This window comes from Streptomyces iakyrus (assembly GCF_000717055.1).
Lineage (GTDB): Bacteria > Actinomycetota > Actinomycetes > Streptomycetales > Streptomycetaceae > Streptomyces > Streptomyces iakyrus.
In genome coordinates, this window is the sequence record NZ_JNXI01000037.1 from 33155 (window position 1) to 48762 (window position 15608).

The following is a 15608-nucleotide window of genomic DNA, read 5'->3' on the forward strand; positions in this document are numbered from 1 at the left end:
ACCCGGTTCGTCCAGCAGCCCTCATGAACCCCCAGGTCAGCCGCCCCCACCCATACGCGTTTCCACCCAGGGCTGGCGGTACGGCAAGATGGGGTGTTACTTGCCGTGAGAGGGCATAAAAAGGCCCCTCACCAGCGGTTTTCCTGCCGATGAGGGGCCGTGTCAGGCGGCTTGGGCCGTCTCTGGGCCGTCGGGCGTCTCCGGGCCGTCATGAGCGTGACCGGTTGCCCGGTACATCGCGGAGATGGCTTTCCGGGTACGGGTCTCGCTGGACGGCATGAGGTGGGTGTAGACGCGGAGGGTGAACCCTGGGTCACTGTGGCCGAGGTAGAGACTCAGGGCCTTGATGCTCTCCCCGGCGTCCAGGAGAACCGAGGCGTAGAAGTGGCGTAGGGCGTGCATGCCGTGTTCGCGGGCGGCGGCGTAGCGCTGGCCCTTTTCGGGGGCCGGGATGATGTCGGCGGATGCGAGGGCGGGTTTCCATGCCTGGTCGTTGAACGCCTGGCTCCAGATGGCTGCGCCGATGCCGCTCGTGAAGAGGAGCCGGTGTGTGACCTTGGGGCCGGTCGGGGTCAGCCAGGGCAAGGTGACGTCGACGGGAGGAAAGGCAGCCGTGTGGTCACGGAGCGCGGCTGACACCTCCGGGTCGAGGGGGACGTCACGCAGCTTGCCCCGCTTGGGCGGGGCAAAGACCAGCGTGCCGCGAACCTTCTTGACCTGCTGGCGGACGTAGAGCCAGCCGAGGTCTCCGATGTTGTCGACAGCCAGGCCGAAGATCTCACCCTGCCGCAGGCCGCACCCGGCACCGAGGTCGACCATGGCCCGGTAGCGCTCAGGGAGGCCGGAGCGTACGCCGAAGACCTGTTGCGCAGTCCACGGATGAACACGTGACGGCACGGGACGAGGCGCCTTTACCGATCGAGCGCGGCAGGGATTGGAGGCCAGGAGTCGATCATCCACGGCCGCATTCAGAACGGAGGAGACGGCGTCGAAGATGAGGCGCCGGTACTGGGCGGAGGCTACGGCGTCTTCGAGCTGGCGGTTCCAGTCGCGGATGTGCTCGGGCTGGAAGGAACCGATGGGGCGGGTTCCAAGGTAGGGCAGGGCGTGAAGGCGGAGCCTGCCTTCCACGGCGGCCCTACTGGTCAGATCGGTCGTGAGGGCGGCCAGCCAACGGTCGGTGTACTCGCGGAAGGTGGTGCGAGCGGCCCTCGGGTCGATGTACTGCCCCCGGGCCATGTCGGCTTCTACGTTGGTCAGCCAGGTGTCCGCCAAGCGCTTCTGCTTATCTGGGAAGCTCTTCGACTTCTCCGTGCCGTCCGGGCCGATGTAGCGGGCGCGGTAGCGCATGCCCGTGCCGTGGCGGTCGGTCTTGACCTTGCGAGTCTTGCCGTCCGCGCCCACCTCGGTCCGGTACCAACGGTCCTGGATGTGCCCGGCCATCAGGCAGCCTCCCCGAGCTGGGAGTCCACCCAGGCCCGCACGTCATCCGGGTCGAAGCGGAGATGTCGGCCGACTCGGAAGCCGCGGGGGCCGGTGCGCTTACGGCGCCACTGGTAGACGGTCTCGACGCTGGGCAGCTCGAACATCTCAACCAGGTCCTCAGGCGTCAGGAACCGGTTCGGCAGCTCTGAGGCCATGGTCACCACTCCTCTGCGATGAGTTGGTCGCGTAGGGCTTCGCGGGCGGTTTCGCGGTTGAGTTGGAGGTCGCGGGCGATGGTGGCGGCGAGGGCGGATTCGCCGGGGGTGTGGCCGTGTCCGGCGTACTGCCAGTCGGCGAGGACGAGGACGGTGTCGGGCTCGCGGTCTTCCAGGCCGAGGGCGGCGTGTTCTTGCGCGGCGCGGTAGTCGGCGCGGGCCTGGCGGAGGGCGCCGAGGGTGGTGGAGTAGCGGCGCGACTTGGAGGAGAAGTGACCGCGAAAGCCGAGCATGTGAGCCCAGGCCCACAGGCGCCGGTCCGGGTAGAGCGGGTCGAGCTGCTTGCAGGCCTCGATGAGGCGGCGGGTGTGGTCCGGGACCTGGTGGCGGTCGAGCTCGGAGAGTTCGCCGATACGACGGTCGAGGGTGCCGGTGTTCTCGGCGGCCTTGGTGGCGTACTTGGCGACGTAGGAGGCGACGGCCTGTTCGGTGATGTCGGAGCCGCCGCCGAACGCCTTGACCGGTCGGACGTCGAGCTGTCGGCCCCAGCGGAAGGTCCGGGCGGGTTGGTCGTCGGCGGCGGGGACGGAGACCGAGGTGTAGGAGTGCGCGGCGGCGGCCCGGATGGCGTCCGTGAGGAGGTCGACCGTGGCCCAGTTCGGCGGTGGGGTGCCGGGCCCGTCCGGTCCGTCGATGCGGATCACGGCGTGGAAGTGCAGAGCCCCACGCTTCTGGAACTCAGCGACCTTGCCGTAGGAGAGCCGAGCCGTTTCGTTCAGCTCCCGCTGCGAGAGGCCGGCGCGGGCGGCTACCTCACGGCGGAGCCGGTTGGTGAAGCGCTGCCAGAGCTGTCCGGCGTGGTTGTTGAACAGCACCGTGCCCGCGTAGTCGTACGTCTCGGGATCGAGGGCTGTGCCGAGGGCGGGATCGTCGGCGGCGTGGCGAGTGCCGCAGCGGCAGACACCCCGGTCGGGCTGATTGTGGACCGGGCCGAAGGAGGGGGCGGTGAGGGTGGCGAAGACGCGGGGGTGGTCGCGGACGGTGGCGGGGATGTCGCGGCGGTCGTCTCCGGCCAGTCCCGCGCGGATGAGGTGGTAGGTGTCTCCGGCGTAGGTCCAGGCGCAGGAGGGGCAGCGGGAGGCGCGGCGGTTTCCGCAGGCGACGCGGAGGCGTCCGCCCGGCTCGTTGGCGGTGCTGTAGTGGTGCAGGGTTTCGCCGGTGGTCTTGTCCTTGGCGAGGGTCCAGCCGGTGAGGTGGATGGGGTCGGCGCAGCCGCCGGTGCGGCGGATCTGCTCGTGCCAGCGGTGGTAGTCGGGGGCCGAAGCCACCCTCAGCGGGGTTCCTTCCGGTTGTGAGATCGGACAGGGACGGCGCCCGGAGCGGACGAGACTTGGCGGTTGAGGCCGCTCCGGGGGCCGGTCAGCGCCGCTTCGTCTCCGAGGCGAGGAGTGAGCGCAGGACGACGGCGCAGACGGCGACCGAGGCGCCGGTGATGGCGACGGCCAGGAGCATGGAGACCAGGACGGCGCTGACGACCAGGACCACGGCGGTGCCGCCGCCGACGAGGGCGAGGGCCGTGCCGGGGGTGAGCTGCACCACCGGTCGGGACGACGCGGGGGCCGGGGCCACCGGAGCGGGCGGGGTCTGAGCGGCCGGGACGATGGTGGTCGGCTCGACCACGGCGGGCGGGCTGACGTGGCCGGTCGGCGTGGGCATGGTCGGGATCTTCGGACGGAAAATCGTGAACTCCCTTCCCGGGGTGGTTACTTGATGAAGGTGCCGATGGCGGGGGCAAGGACGCTGTCGGCGAGGAGGAAGCCGCCGAGCAGCAGGACGGCGATGAGCCAGGCGGGCGGGCGGATGAGCTTGACGCCGAGGTAGCCGACGACGAGCAGGGCGAGCCAGAGCGGTACTTCCATGGCGGACGGTCTCCTAGCGGACGCGGCAGCGGTGGGTGCGGGCGGCGAGCTGGGCGGCGGACTGGCTTCCGTAGTCGGAGGACCAGCCGCAGCGGTCGGCGGTGCACACGGCGGCGTACTTGGTGCGGCCGTTGCGGTCGCGGTGGGTGCCGATCTGCACCGGGCCGATCCGCATCACGGAGTGGAAGTGGTCACGAGCGGGCATGTCAGTCGGTCTCCTCTCGGGTCAGGGCCGGGTCGGGGAAGGCGGCGCGGATGCTGGCGGCGGTGGCCGGGTCGGTGGTGCGGCGGGCGGCTTCCTCGGCGAGCAGGTGGGCGAGGAGGGGCCGGTTCGCGGCGGCCATCTCGCGGGCGGCGTCGAGGTGGTCGGCCGCGGTCAGGTCGGCCGGGTCACTGGTCACGGCGTGTCTCCCGTCGAGGTCAGGCGAGTTGGGCGGCGATGGCGTCGGCGAGCTGGGGCGGGACACCGAGGCGGGCGCGCAGGGTGTTGGTGTCGATTGGCGTACCGGTGCGGGTGCGGTGATCGTCGGCGACCTTGCGGGCGTGGTCGACCAGCGCGGCCGGGACCGGCACACCCGGAGCAGCGGCGACCGGGGCAGGCTCGGCGATGGGAAGCGCCGGGGTGTCGTCGGCCGCCGGAAGCGACTCGGGCTCGGGCTCGGTAACCGGCTCAGGGTCCGGTTCGGTGGCCGGGGCCGTGGGTGCCGGCGGTTCCGGCTCCCGGTCGGTGGCGGAGTGGGCGAGGAGGGTGCCGCCCATGAAGGCCAGTGCGGGCCAGGCGGCGACGAGGATGCGCAGCCAGGCCGGGACGTGTTCGAGGTCGAGGAGTCCGGCGGTGGCGACGTTGGCACCGAGGGAGGCGACCAGGGCGATCACGAACCAGCACCAGGCGAGCCGGGACGGCCCCTCGGAGCGGAGTCGGCGCCAGGCAGCGACCAGGAGCAGGTCGACGCTGATCGGGTAGGCCCAGGCTTTCCAGCCGTCCTGTCCGGCAGCGGCGGCGAGGTCGTGGAGGTGGGCGAAGGACAGCGCCCCGGCGATGACGGCCTGGACCAGGACGGCGTCGATACGGAGAGCGGGGCGGGCCATCACGGCTCCTTCCGGTGAGTGGCATGGCGGGGGTAGGGACCTGGCGCGAAACGGTCGCGCCGACCGATGAAGTGGGGAAGGTCAGGCGGTGGCGGGGGCTGTCTTGGATAGCGGAACCCGGGCCGAGGGCAGCGCGGCGACCGCGGGCCGGTAGGCGGCCAGGGCGGGCACGTCGGGGGTGCGGTCGGCGTACTTGATGCAGATGTTCACGGCCTGGCGCAGCGAGGTGTGCGGGGCGCGGATGCGGTGCCAGCCGCCCGTGGAGTCACCGGCGATCGCGATGCCGCGTGTCTCGGCGGGGATCTGGATCGCGGCCAGGACGGCGTCCGGTGAGATGTCGCCGAAGGCCATATTGGCGCTGGTCTCGTCGTTGACGCGGTGTGCGGTGCGGCCGGTGAGCTGGGCGCGGAGCATGGTGATGCCCTTGCCGAGTTCGGAGCCGAAGCGCTGTCCACAGATCTCCAGGTAGATCCCGGCGGCGCGGCCGAGCTGGGCGAGGCGGACCAGGGCGGTGATGATGCGGTCCCGGCGCTTCTCCTCGTCCTTGCTGGCGTACAGGGCGAGTTCGGCGACCTCGTCGACCAGGATCACGACCGGGACGGGGCGGATGTCGTCGGGCAGGTCCCAGATGTCGGCGGCGATCTCCGCATCCGGCACCGCGACACTGATGCGCTGCTCGGCCCGGATGAGTTGGTAGACCTCCTCCATGTGGGACACCAGGGCTTCGAGCAGTTCCAGGGCGGTGTCGGGGTTGTCAGCCAGGGCGGAGAACCGGCGTGCGAGCGGAAACAGTTCGACGCCTTGCTTGCAGTCGATGCCGACCAGGGCGACGTCCATCGGGGCGAGTCCGGCGACCAGGTTGCGCTGGTAGACGGACTTGCCGGACTCCGTGGCCCCGAGGGTCAGGCCGTGGGGGACGGCGCGGTAGTCGCGGTAGATCCCGAAGGAGTGCCGCAGCCGGTCAGTGGAGGCCGCCACGTCGAAGGCGTCCTGTCCGGGCCGGAGCTTGAGCCGCAGGACGAGACCGGTCCGGGTGGGCCGAAGCCGCAGGATGCGCGGCGCGCGGGACTCCGGCACTGGCCGGTTGGCCATCCGTGCCAGAGCCAGGCGCCAGCGCGAGGGCGGGACCGTCAGGCCGCAGGCGTCCATGACCGAGGCGTACCGGACCAGGACCCGCACCGTGGCGACGAGGACCCCGAAGGTCAGCCAGTACCAGGCGGGGCGCCGCCACCGCAGGAGACCCGCAGCGGCGACGACCACAACCACAGCGATCATGAACCAGGTCATGATCAGGCCGCCTCGGATGCCGAGCCGGTGGCGGCCAGCGAGGTGACGGCGACCGCGCGGAAGGCGATGCCGTGCCGCTTCTGGCCGTTGAACTCGTTCTCCCACGGCCGGGCGATCAGACCCGTCAGGGCGACCGGGGTGCCCATGGCCAGGTCGCTGGAGATACCGGGCTCCGGGACGGCGACGGAGAGGATCTCGACTTCGTCGTTGGCGGCGAACATCACGTCGACGGTCATCAGCTTGACGCCGTCGGCGTCGGTGGCGATCTCGCCGGTACGACGGTCGCGCACCTTGGGCTGCGGAGCCTTAGCGACCATCACAGTCGCGGTGGACGTGTCTACGGGAATCTGACGCATGATGGAACTCCCTTGAGAGGGGCGGGAGCGGCGTACTTGCTTGGCGGTGGGTCGCCGCTCCTGTGAACGTGGATGGAATGCCGCAGCAAAGCTGCGGAGTGCTTCGCGCCACCAACTGGTGCGCACCAGAAGGTTGCATCTGGTGCGCACCAGATGTCAAGCGCTGTCCCGAGCCCGGTGCCTCAACTCGCCTGGCTGTGACGGTTCCAGGAAAGCGCGCCAGACAACGCCCCGGTAGACAACAGGGGTTAACACCCGACCGGTTAACCCCTCCCTACCTGCGCCGATGTGAGGCATCCTGCTGTTACGGCTCAACAACCCCAGGAGGAACGGCAGTAGCGCATGAGTGGACTCAGGGCAGCACGAACGGCACGGACCTGGTCACAAGAGCAGCTGGTGCGGGAGATCGAGCGCCACGCGCGTCAGCACATGCTCACCGTCGCCTCAACCGCGAGTTTGCGAGTGTACGTCTCGGAGTGGGAGAACGGCCGACGAACGATCTCCAGCTACTACGCCAAGATCCTCCGGGCCCTCCTCGGCATCACTGACGCCGAACTCGGGGGCGGAGCGCAGCCGCCGGCACCCGCAACGGCAGACGGCTACGACGAGCTGATAGACCGGATCGACGAGGCAAGGAACGTCAGCCTGACCATGGTGAAGACGTTCATGGACCAGACTGAACTGCTCCGGACCATCGACCGCCAGATGGGCGCCGCAAGCCTGGTCGACCAGATGACCGCCCACCTGACGCGGCTGGAGGACGCCCTTACCTTCGCCGTGCTCCCGGAGACCCGACGCCCGGTCGCTCTGGCCCTGACCGGTGCGGCAACCCTCGCGGCCTGGCAGGCGCTTGACGTCGGAGCCGTCGAACGAGCCTGGCGTCACTACGAGCTGGGCAAGCGAGCCGCCCAGGAGGCCGAGGAACCGATGTACCTCGCCCACGCCACCGCCGAGCAGGCCTACGTGCTCTGCGACGCCGGGCGCCCGGAAATGGCGGTGCACCTGGTTCGAGAAGCGCAGCGTCTCGGAGGCCCGGGCATATCTCCGCGCCTCAAGGCGTGGCTGCACGCAGCCGAAGCGGAGATCTGCGCCCGCGCTGGACTCCAAGAGGACTGCCGACGGGCCCTCGACCTTGCGATGCGTCACCTTCCCGCAGGAGATGCAGCCCGCGATCCGGACATGCTGAGCATCTTCCTGAACGAAGGCCACCTCACCAGGTGGCGCGGGAACGCACTCGCCCTGATAGGCGATGGCGAAGCCGTGGACAACCTGTACGCCGCACTGGAGACGACCGACCCCACGTTCGTCAGAGCATCGGCCGGGCTCCACTGCGACTTGGCCCAAGCCCACCTGGCCCGCGGAGAGCACGACCAAGCCCAAAAGCACCTGCGGCAAGCCCGACTCATGGCGAGCCGGACCAAGTCAGTACGTCACAGGCGCCGGATAGAGCAGCTCACGCAGCGCTTGTAGGCGACGCGCCGGACCCGCGTGACGTGAGCACATGGAGGAGGGCGACCAACGTGCCGGACCCCATCAGCTCACCACGAGCCATCAGGCCCGGAATGTCAGACAGCGGAACCCACGCGATATGCCCCGCCTCTTCCAGATCGGTCGGCTCCCCAACGAGCTTCGCTCCCTCACCGACGAAGATGTCGTGAGGCGAGTCGACCATGCCGACCATGGGCTGGTAAGTGACCACGTGCTCCAGCCCGTTCGGCCGCCACCCGGTCTCTTCCTCGACCTCACGCAAGGCGGTCTGAAGGGAATCTTCCCCCTCGTCGACGATGCCGCCCGGCAGTTCCCAGCCGAAGGCATCAGGGACGAATCGGTACCGCCACATCATGAGCACCCGGTCTTGGTCGTCAATGACGGCGGCGATGGCCACATGGTGGAGCCTGACGACATGGTGCTCGAAGCGTTCGACGCCGGGCGGCTCCACATCAACGAGGCTCAGCTTCACCCATCGGTTGTCGTACAACGTCCGCTCACCGTGGATTTGCCATGGCTCGACGTCCGCCGGCGCCTCAGTCGTGACGGATCGGTCCGGCACTCGGTACGAGCTTCGACCGTGCACCTCGACGACGCCCTCAGTAACGAGCTTGGCCAACACCTGACGCAGGGCCGTTCGGCCGATCTCCAGTTCCTCGGACAAGGTCCGCTCGGACGGGAGCTTGGAACCTGGCGAGTACCTGCCCTCAGCGATCCACTCACGAATCGTGCGGTAAACCCGCTCCGACTTCGGTCCCATCCGGTGAGCACGCTCCTGTCGTCGTGTCGGGTAGCCAACACAAGCCTAGCCGTGTGACTACTCACGTGAGTAGTCACCGACTGACACGGTGATCAACAAGAGCGCGGTACAACTTTCCCTACTTCATCAAGTGCCCGCGCACGGCGCGGGCGCGCGCCGCCTCTGCGGCGCGGCCTGCCTCCTGTCTGCGCCCCGGCTGGCCGCGCCCGGCGGCGCGCTGGCGAGCCTGCGGGCATGAGATGGGTGAAACCCTCTGTGGCTGGGGCGGTCGGCTCCACGGCTTTAGGCAGCCACCATGGGGCGAGCCTCGAAGATCATGGCCCCAACGTCGTGCTTCAACGGGCAGGTCCACAGACTGCCCGACGCGCCGGAAGCTTACGGGGCCATGATCACTCGCCCCATGGCAGCTCCAGCCCAAAGCCGCTCCACCGACCTCGTACTTTGTCCTGGGCTTCATGCAGCCCGAGTGCAACTACTCAGCGCGCCCCTGGTTGCGGCTAGACCTGAAGTGCAAGACAAGCGAAGCGCCGGCACCAGCCACGACGGCGAAGACGGCGCCGCCGTAGTTGTCCTGAACGAGGACGCCAGCGGCAATCACGGTGCCGATGACGAGGGGTAAGCCAGTGGTCATACTATTCTTCTTCACGAGAGCCTCTCCTCAGGTGCGTCTGTGGTCGAAAGCACCACGGAAATGGACAGGTCGTCCACACCAGTGCTCGCGGCATGATCTCAGGTTCGCCGATGCCGGACCAGGCTGATCGCAAGGGGGCCGTTGACCATGCCCCCCACGTGCCCGGTCAGACGGCTCGCGGCGGGGAACAACGGGGACCGTCGGCGAGCCACCAGGGAAACTCACAGGTCACCGTCTTGCCAGGTCAGCGCCCATCCGCATACGCGATCTTCCAAACTAGGGCTTAGACCTTCCGTCCGGCCCGGTTGGCCGAACCGCCGAGACTCCACCGACCTCGCTAAGGCGCCTCGCTTGTTCACGGCCGCGTCAGCCACGACGGCGTGGTATAGCATGGATGCTATGGCTTGGGGTACGGTTGAGCTAGAACCTGAAGTTGAGCAGTGGCTGGAAGGTCGGCCCGATGAGGAGTGGGCTCAAGCCCTCTTCCACCTGGACTTGCTCGAAGAGCGAGGCGTTGGGCTTGACTACCCATACACGAGTCAGCTTGAGGGGAAACTGCGAGAACTGCGGTTCTACTGTGGTGGCCGACGAGTGCGAGTCACGTACTTCATAACTGGCGAGCGCCGCATCATCATGCTGACCGTGTTCCGCAAAACGCGTCAACGCGAGCAGGCTGAGGTGAAGCGCGCCAAGAAGGCCATGTTGAACTGCATCGCCGCAGGTCACACGGCCGAGGACGATGAGGAATAAGGAACTAGCGACCAAGGAACGAGGAAGAGATCGTGAGTGCATCCCAGCGGCGTACCCTGGCTGATCTGAAGTCCAGCGAACGCTTCAACCGGCCCGCCGTGCGCGAGGCCTACGAGCACACACGTCTTCGTTTCGAGCTTGCCGAGGCAGTCCGTAAGCGGCGTGAGGAGCTTGGGTGGTCTCAGGCAGAGCTCGGACGACACGCGGGCATGACCCAGTCCAGCGTGGCCCGCTTTGAGGCTGGCGGGACACAACCCACGTTGTCGACGCTTGAGAAGCTCGCCGAAGCTCTAGGACTGACGCTAGAGGTGAAGATGGAGAGCCGAGGGCAACAGCGGGACTTGAGCCACGTGTGATCTTGACGCGAAGCAATGGACCGACGGACCCGTCGGGGCTGTAGCAGTACAGCACGGAAGTACAGCAACTGTGGCAGCCGCAGGCGACCGCTCGAAGCCACTACCATCCCCGTGACCAGGTCGGGAGACCTCAGCAACCTTCGTGCCCATAGTTCGCATCGAGGGGGTTCAGGCGTTCAACCCTCAGGTCCGCGCGGTACAGAGGCCCGTTCCCAGTATCGGGGGCGGGGCCTCTTGCTGCGCCGACCGCAGTCGCAGTGGATTGACCCGGCCATTGAGGCTCCGCCGCCCGCATCGTCAGCTCATTGCCTGTTCGAGTTCACTGCGACGGCTGCTTGGAAGCCTGGGTGTCGGATGCGCCCGGGTGTTACGACAGCCATGGGCAGGGCCTCCCGCCCCAAGGCGACTGGACGTCTTCGCTCGCGCCCTGGTTACCGCCCGGATGTGCGAGTGAGCCGACCCCCGACATGACCGATGGGACAGCAAGTGGCGGTGAGAACTTCGGGGAACAGCGGAGAGCGAGCCGGGAACGCCCGGCTCCGGATGCCCGATCTCCCCAACTGGTGACGTTTCAGCGCCATGTGGGGTCGTCAGAAGTCAGCCAGCACTGACTAGCAACGACAGCAGCGCCCGGTCTCTGGACTGGTCAGAGCCGTGGACTTCAGCCGGCCCGTTGACCAGCGAGACCGCTATCGGTAGCCCCTGAAAGGTGGCTCGACCGCGTCCTCACGACGCCACACTGCAACCGCGGCTGAGTTCCTGGGCGTCTCGAGTGGGGGCGAGAGCGGTAAGCGTCAGTGGATGGAGTCTCGCATGTCAGCGTTTCGCAACTGGATTAACCAGACCGATGAAAAGTTGAGCAGCCTCGTCGAGCGGCTCCCCAGGGTGGCCCGCATCCTGTTATTAGGCGCGATATTCCTCTTCACCTGGCTGCTATTTTTCACCTCGCTCACGGGTCGAGTCGGGCAGTGGGGGCCAGTCGTTTTCCTCTCAGGTTTCATCATTGCCAAAGTCGGGCGAAAATTGGTCGCACCCCACTGGCGGGCTAGCAGCGATACGGCAAAGCGTCGCTTTAGCGGCGTCGCCGCGTTCTTGCTTCCACTTTTTCTACTCTTCTTTGCTATGTGGCAGATTCCCGACGCCGCACAAGAAAACGAGGCTGCTGCCGGGTTGCCCCTAGTGGCCGTTTGGGTCATATATGCTTTTATGGCCGGGCCTCAAGAGCCGGACGATTTCCCACTTGAACACTTACGCATGCGCATCGCCCGCGCGGCCTTCTTTAGAGTGGCAACAAATTGGTGTGCGATTATTGGCTTAATCTGGTTCATTAGTCACATGATGACGGACGAAAAGCTGCGGGGTCCAGTATTCAGCGCCAGCTTGACGCTAGTTGTCGGCGTAACGGTGGCCTCATTAAAAACCTATAGTCGAGTTCGAAAACTCTGCACCCAGATTCATTGCGCAGTGCAATCTCTGATGCGAGATTTCGAGGAACTCCGCACGGCCGAAGAGCCAAAGGAAATGGTCAAAATCCGCGCCACTGCGCGTCGCACGTGGGACGGCCTTAGTCGTCTCATGTCCAACAGGATCGATACGGGATTCCATCGCTACGGCATTTTCGTGCTGCCCAAAGATGCGATTGGGAAGCTGGAAGGAAAAGTGATGGCCGCGATCGACGCCGATCCTCCGACGGAGGATGTGCAAAAGCCTAGCCTCGAGGACCTCCGTATGATTCAAATGGCATGTGAGCGTCGACTTGATGACATGGCGTAGCTGGGGTGGTTCTCGAAGGCGTCCCAGGTGAGAACCACGAACCCAACTCGGCGGCACTGTCTGGCTCACTGGAGGATCGGGTAATGATCGTGCCGCTACGGTCGCGGAAGAACTGACGGGGCGTCGCTGTTCCGTTGATACAAGCCTGATCGGACTGTGATGCGAAGGTGGTGGGCTGATGACCTTGAGGGGGGCAGCGCACATGGCGGTGTGGGCGACGGCGGTAGTTACTGGTCTGGCCGCTATCGGGCTGACCCTGCTGGCTGTGCTGGGAAATCTGGACACAGCCGGGCAGGCAGCAAGTGTGGTCGGCGCGGTCGTTAGCCTGGCCGCGCTGCTGGTTTCAGTTCTTGCCCTCTTCCGCACTGGCGGCAGCGGTAGTGGCAGTGCCGCTGGTGGTCGACGGGTACAGGCCGGCCGTCGTGGCATCGCCGTCGGCGGCAACATCACCGGCTCCGCGCTGGGCACAAACTCCAAGGTGACCGGCCCGCCCACCTCACCAGTCACCAGCACGCCTGTACCACTCAATGGCGACGACGTGCGCGCACGGCGAGACGGGATCGCGGCTGGCGGCGACGTCACTGACAGTGCTCTGGGCGAGGGAAGCGAACGATGAACCTGTTTCCCCGTCCACAACGTAGAAAGCCGAGAGCGCCTCAAGATGGCACGGAGCCGACTGGAGGATCGTCTGCGGTGTCAGCGCGTGCGGGCGGTGTGGCTGCAGGCCGGGACATCAAGGGCTCAGCACTGGGAGACAACAGCCGGGTCACTTATATCGACAAACAGTTCGTGACCAGAGCTGACACGCCAGTGCAATGGCCGGTCGTGGTGGGAAGGGTGCCGGTACTGGCGTCGGCGTTCCAGCCGCGCGACGGCCTGCGCAATGCCATTGACGCGGCCCGAGGGCGCAACCAGAGCATTGTCCTGGCCAGCGGCAACACAGAGTCAGCTGAGACGGCCCGGTCGACGGCGGGAATCCGAACGTCGGTGCAGGTGATGTCCGGCGGAGGCGGAGTCGGGAAGTCGCAGCTGGCCGCAGCCTACGCCCGCGAGGCCATCCAAGCTGGCACCGATTTGCTGCTCTGGGCGCCAGCGAGCGACCTTCAGCAGCTCCTCACCGTCTACGCCCAAGCTGCACTCCTAGTTCAGGCGCCCGGCTGCACTGGATGCGATCTCGAAGCGGATGCGCGCGCCTTCGTCAGCTGGCTAGCCGCCACCGACCGTCGATGGCTGGTCGTCCTGGATGACATCACCGACCCGGATGCAATCGAGCCCTGGTGGCCGGACAGCCCCCGCGGCACCGGCTGGGCACTGGCTACCACCCGCCTGAAAGACCCGCGACTGACGGGCGGCGGCCGGACTCGGATCGACGTTGACGTCTACACGGCAGAAGAGGCCATCGCTTACCTAACCACCCGCCTAACCGAGGAGGGTAGGTCCCACCTTGTCGATGACGAGGTCCTCGTTCTCGCACAGGCCCTCGGGTACCTGCCTCTCGCCCTTGGGCACGCCGCTGCCTATATGATCCGCGAGGGCGCCCCCTGCCGTGCTTATCTCCAGCAGTTCACCGAACGCTCCGCGCGCCTTGACGATCTTTTTCCCCACTGGGCGGACACCGAACGCTACGGCCGGCAAATCACCACCACCCTGCTGCTTGCCCTCGACGCCACCGATCAAAGCCCTTTAGGCTCCCTGGCCCGTGCCGCCCTTCACCTCACGGCCGTCCTCGATCCCGAGGGACATCCAGCTGCCATGTGGGACACCTCCGTCTTGGCTTCCTATCTCACCGGGCGTCGTCTCACTTACTCGCCGAGGAGACGTGTCATGTGGCGTTGGCGGCGGACAGAGTTGCAGCCCGTCTCCGGTGACGAAGCGCGTGCGGCACTGAGGCTGCTGGACCGGTATGGACTGATCGCATACGACGGCTCTCTCGACGAACTTCGGGCCGTGCGGATCCATGCCCTCACTGCCCGCGCGGTACGCGAAACCGCTACGGCCGACCAGCGTCGCCTGATTGCGGTCGCGGCAGCTGAGGCTCTCGTCGACGTGTGGCCCGACCCTGACCAGACGCATTATGAGCTAGCTGGCGTGCTACGCGCCAATACCGATGTACTCAGCGCGCACGCCCGCAACACGCTATGGACGAGTGGCTGCCATACTGTGCTTTTTTACGCTGGCCGAAGTCTACTCAAGGCCCGCCTGGACAGTGCAGCCTTGGCCTACTGGGGAAACATGGTCATCGACAGTGAACGCATCCTGGGCAATGGCCACCCCGACACCCTGACCTCCCGGAATAACTTCGCCGCCTCATACCAGCAGGCCGGACGGACCAGCGAAGCCATCGAGCTACTGAAGCAACTCGTCACCGACCGAGAGGAGATATCAGGCGACGACCATCCGAAGACGCTTCTCTCCCGCGCAAACCTCGCCGCCTGCTATCAACAGGCCGGACGGGTCAGCGAAGCCATCGAGCTGTTGGAGCAAGTCGTCTCAGACACCGCACGTATCCTGGGCAACAACCACCCCGACACTCTGACCTTTCGCATCAATCTTGCCGCCTCCTACCAGGAGACCGGGCGGACCAGCGAAGCCATCGAGCTGTTGGAGCAAGTCGTTTCAGGCAGCGCAGGCATCCTGGGCGCCAACCACCCTCGTACTTTGATCGCCTGCGCCAAGCTCGCCAACTCCTACCAACATGCTGGCCGAATTCGCGAGGCTATCGAGTTGTCTGAGCGTGTTGTCGCCGACTACGGACGCATCCTGGGCAACAACCATCCTGATACCCTGGCCGCTTGTACTGATCTCGCTTCCTATTACCAGCATGCTGACCGGACCAGTGAAGCCATCGAGCTGCTGGAACAGTCTGTTGCCCTCCACGAGCAGCTGCAGAGCGAGGACCGCCTTGACACCCTGAACGCCCGCCTAGTCCTTGCCATCTCCTACCGACATGCAGGACAGACGAGCTCTTCCATTGAGCTATTGGAGAGGGTTGTCGCCGATAGCGAACGTGTCCTGGGTAAATATCACCCCGAAACTCTGAACGCCCGGGCCAACCTTGCCATTTCCTACCGGCGTGACGGACGAGCCAGCAAGGCCACCAGTCTCCTGGAACGGGTAGTCGCCGACAGCAAACGGGTCTTCGACAGCGGCCACCCTCAAATCCTGTCCTACCAAGGAAGCCTTGCCACCTCCTATTGGCAAGCAGGGCGAATCAGCGAAGCCATAGTGATCGAGGAGAAGGTAGCCACTGACTGCGAACGCATTCTGGGTGACAATCACATCCAAACGGTGACCGCACGCAACAATCTGGCCATTTCATACCATCAGGCGGGGCGGCTCAGCCAGGCCGTCGACTTGCTGAAAAAGGTAGTCGCCGACCGTGAGCGCCTGCTGGGCTGTGACCATCCAGATACGCTCGATGCGCGCGACGGGCTGGCCCATCTACTCGGCGAAGGCTGACCCTGGCTCCCCGCGATAGGGCGTACCAAGTCACGCCGGACGAGAACAGGGAGCCCCGGACCGTTGCCGAGGCTCCCTGTCGCATTGCACACCGCTGCCG

General features: G+C 66.4%; 17 protein-coding genes. 6 read left to right on the forward strand and 11 right to left on the reverse strand.

Annotated elements, in window-relative coordinates; genetic code table 11:
* Nucleotides 1-162: 162 nt before the first annotated feature.
* From OO68_RS38730 to OO68_RS38770, 10 genes are all read right to left on the reverse strand, one after another.
* Nucleotides 163-1443, reverse strand: a complete 1281-nt coding sequence (locus OO68_RS38730) for a tyrosine-type recombinase/integrase (protein WP_033314172.1) — start codon at nt 1441-1443, stop codon at nt 163-165.
* Nucleotides 1443-1640 (reverse strand): helix-turn-helix transcriptional regulator, encoded by a 198-nt coding sequence (locus OO68_RS38735; protein ID WP_031108990.1) that lies wholly within the window; start codon nt 1638-1640, stop codon nt 1443-1445. The genes OO68_RS38730 and OO68_RS38735 overlap by 1 nt, the downstream gene beginning before the upstream one ends.
* A 2-nt stretch (nt 1641-1642) precedes the next feature.
* Complete coding sequence (gene repSA / locus OO68_RS38740; protein WP_033314173.1) at nt 1643-2998, reverse strand: replication initiator protein RepSA; 1356 nt, start codon at nt 2996-2998, stop codon at nt 1643-1645.
* A gap of 61 nt (nt 2999-3059) precedes the next feature.
* On the reverse strand, nt 3060-3380 hold the full coding sequence (locus OO68_RS38745) for a hypothetical protein (RefSeq protein ID WP_033314174.1): 321 nt from the start codon (nt 3378-3380) through the stop codon (nt 3060-3062).
* Nucleotides 3381-3403: 23 nt separating this feature from the next.
* The gene (locus OO68_RS45935) at nt 3404-3559 is read right to left on the reverse strand and encodes a hypothetical protein (protein WP_106974530.1); all 156 of its coding nucleotides are present in this window, start codon (nt 3557-3559) and stop codon (nt 3404-3406) included.
* Between the two features lie 13 nt (nt 3560-3572).
* Nucleotides 3573-3764 (reverse strand): mobile element transfer protein, encoded by a 192-nt coding sequence (locus OO68_RS38750; RefSeq protein WP_033314175.1) that lies wholly within the window; start codon nt 3762-3764, stop codon nt 3573-3575.
* 1 nt (nt 3765) lies between these two features.
* Entirely contained in the window at nt 3766-3960 is a 195-nt protein-coding gene (locus OO68_RS38755) for a hypothetical protein (protein ID WP_033314176.1), read from the reverse strand.
* A gap of 19 nt (nt 3961-3979) precedes the next feature.
* A complete protein-coding gene (locus tag OO68_RS38760) occupies nt 3980-4648 on the reverse strand; it encodes a DUF2637 domain-containing protein (protein WP_033314177.1) in 669 nt (222 codons plus the stop codon).
* 81 nt (nt 4649-4729) lie between these two features.
* Nucleotides 4730-5935: an FtsK/SpoIIIE domain-containing protein gene (locus tag OO68_RS38765; protein ID WP_033314178.1), complete on the reverse strand. Its 1206-nt coding sequence runs from the start codon at nt 5933-5935 to the stop codon at nt 4730-4732.
* Between the two features lie 2 nt (nt 5936-5937).
* Nucleotides 5938-6291, reverse strand: coding sequence for an SCO3933 family regulatory protein (locus OO68_RS38770; protein ID WP_033314179.1), 354 nt, complete (start codon nt 6289-6291; stop codon nt 5938-5940).
* A gap of 429 nt (nt 6292-6720) precedes the next feature.
* On the opposite strand from OO68_RS38770, the gene OO68_RS38775 reads away from it, so the two are divergent.
* Nucleotides 6721-7761 (forward strand): NsdA family TPR-like regulatory protein, encoded by a 1041-nt coding sequence (locus OO68_RS38775; protein ID WP_209442669.1) that lies wholly within the window; start codon nt 6721-6723, stop codon nt 7759-7761.
* On the opposite strand, the gene OO68_RS38780 is transcribed toward OO68_RS38775, so the two are convergent.
* Nucleotides 7745-8539 (reverse strand): GntR family transcriptional regulator, encoded by a 795-nt coding sequence (locus OO68_RS38780; protein ID WP_078625756.1) that lies wholly within the window; start codon nt 8537-8539, stop codon nt 7745-7747. The two genes, OO68_RS38775 and OO68_RS38780, sit on opposite strands and share 17 nt — an antisense overlap.
* Nucleotides 8540-9569: 1030 nt before the next feature.
* Between OO68_RS38780 and OO68_RS38790 the strand changes: the two genes are divergently transcribed.
* The 5 genes from OO68_RS38790 (at nt 9570) to OO68_RS38805 (ending at nt 15508) form a co-directional block, all read left to right on the forward strand.
* Complete coding sequence (locus OO68_RS38790; RefSeq protein WP_078625757.1) at nt 9570-9920, forward strand: type II toxin-antitoxin system RelE/ParE family toxin; 351 nt, start codon at nt 9570-9572, stop codon at nt 9918-9920.
* Between the two features lie 32 nt (nt 9921-9952).
* Nucleotides 9953-10276: a helix-turn-helix domain-containing protein gene (locus tag OO68_RS38795; RefSeq protein ID WP_033314180.1), complete on the forward strand. Its 324-nt coding sequence runs from the start codon at nt 9953-9955 to the stop codon at nt 10274-10276.
* Nucleotides 10277-11089: 813 nt separating this feature from the next.
* Nucleotides 11090-12049: a hypothetical protein gene (locus OO68_RS46600; protein ID WP_157852819.1), complete on the forward strand. Its 960-nt coding sequence runs from the start codon at nt 11090-11092 to the stop codon at nt 12047-12049.
* A 202-nt stretch (nt 12050-12251) separates the two neighbouring features.
* Entirely contained in the window at nt 12252-12665 is a 414-nt protein-coding gene (locus OO68_RS46605; protein ID WP_157852820.1) for a hypothetical protein, read from the forward strand.
* A 77-nt stretch (nt 12666-12742) separates the two neighbouring features.
* Nucleotides 12743-15508 carry a tetratricopeptide repeat protein gene (locus OO68_RS38805; protein WP_245237392.1) on the forward strand — a complete coding sequence of 922 codons (2766 nt, stop codon included), beginning with the start codon at nt 12743-12745 and terminating at the stop codon, nt 15506-15508.
* Nucleotides 15509-15608 lie beyond the last annotated feature (100 nt).

Excerpts from the sequence above, each read along its gene's own strand:
- OO68_RS38730 (WP_033314172.1), bottom strand. The coding sequence starts at position 1,443 with ATGGCCGGGCACATCCAGGACCGTTGGTACCGGACCGAGGTGGGCGCG.
- OO68_RS38735 (WP_031108990.1), bottom strand. The coding sequence starts at position 1,640 with ATGGCCTCAGAGCTGCCGAACCGGTTCCTGACGCCTGAGGACCTGGTT.
- OO68_RS45935 (WP_106974530.1), bottom strand. The coding sequence starts at position 3,559 with ATGGAAGTACCGCTCTGGCTCGCCCTGCTCGTCGTCGGCTACCTCGGC.
- OO68_RS38750 (WP_033314175.1), bottom strand. The coding sequence starts at position 3,764 with ATGCCCGCTCGTGACCACTTCCACTCCGTGATGCGGATCGGCCCGGTG.
- OO68_RS38760 (WP_033314177.1), bottom strand. The coding sequence starts at position 4,648 with ATGGCCCGCCCCGCTCTCCGTATCGACGCCGTCCTGGTCCAGGCCGTC.
- OO68_RS38765 (WP_033314178.1), bottom strand. The coding sequence starts at position 5,935 with ATGACCTGGTTCATGATCGCTGTGGTTGTGGTCGTCGCCGCTGCGGGT.
- OO68_RS38770 (WP_033314179.1), bottom strand. The coding sequence starts at position 6,291 with ATGCGTCAGATTCCCGTAGACACGTCCACCGCGACTGTGATGGTCGCT.
- OO68_RS38775 (WP_209442669.1), top strand. The coding sequence starts at position 6,721 with ATGCTCACCGTCGCCTCAACCGCGAGTTTGCGAGTGTACGTCTCGGAG.
- OO68_RS38780 (WP_078625756.1), bottom strand. The coding sequence starts at position 8,539 with ATGGGACCGAAGTCGGAGCGGGTTTACCGCACGATTCGTGAGTGGATC.
- OO68_RS38790 (WP_078625757.1), top strand. The coding sequence starts at position 9,570 with ATGGCTTGGGGTACGGTTGAGCTAGAACCTGAAGTTGAGCAGTGGCTG.
- OO68_RS46600 (WP_157852819.1), top strand. The coding sequence starts at position 11,090 with ATGTCAGCGTTTCGCAACTGGATTAACCAGACCGATGAAAAGTTGAGC.
- OO68_RS46605 (WP_157852820.1), top strand. The coding sequence starts at position 12,252 with ATGGCGGTGTGGGCGACGGCGGTAGTTACTGGTCTGGCCGCTATCGGG.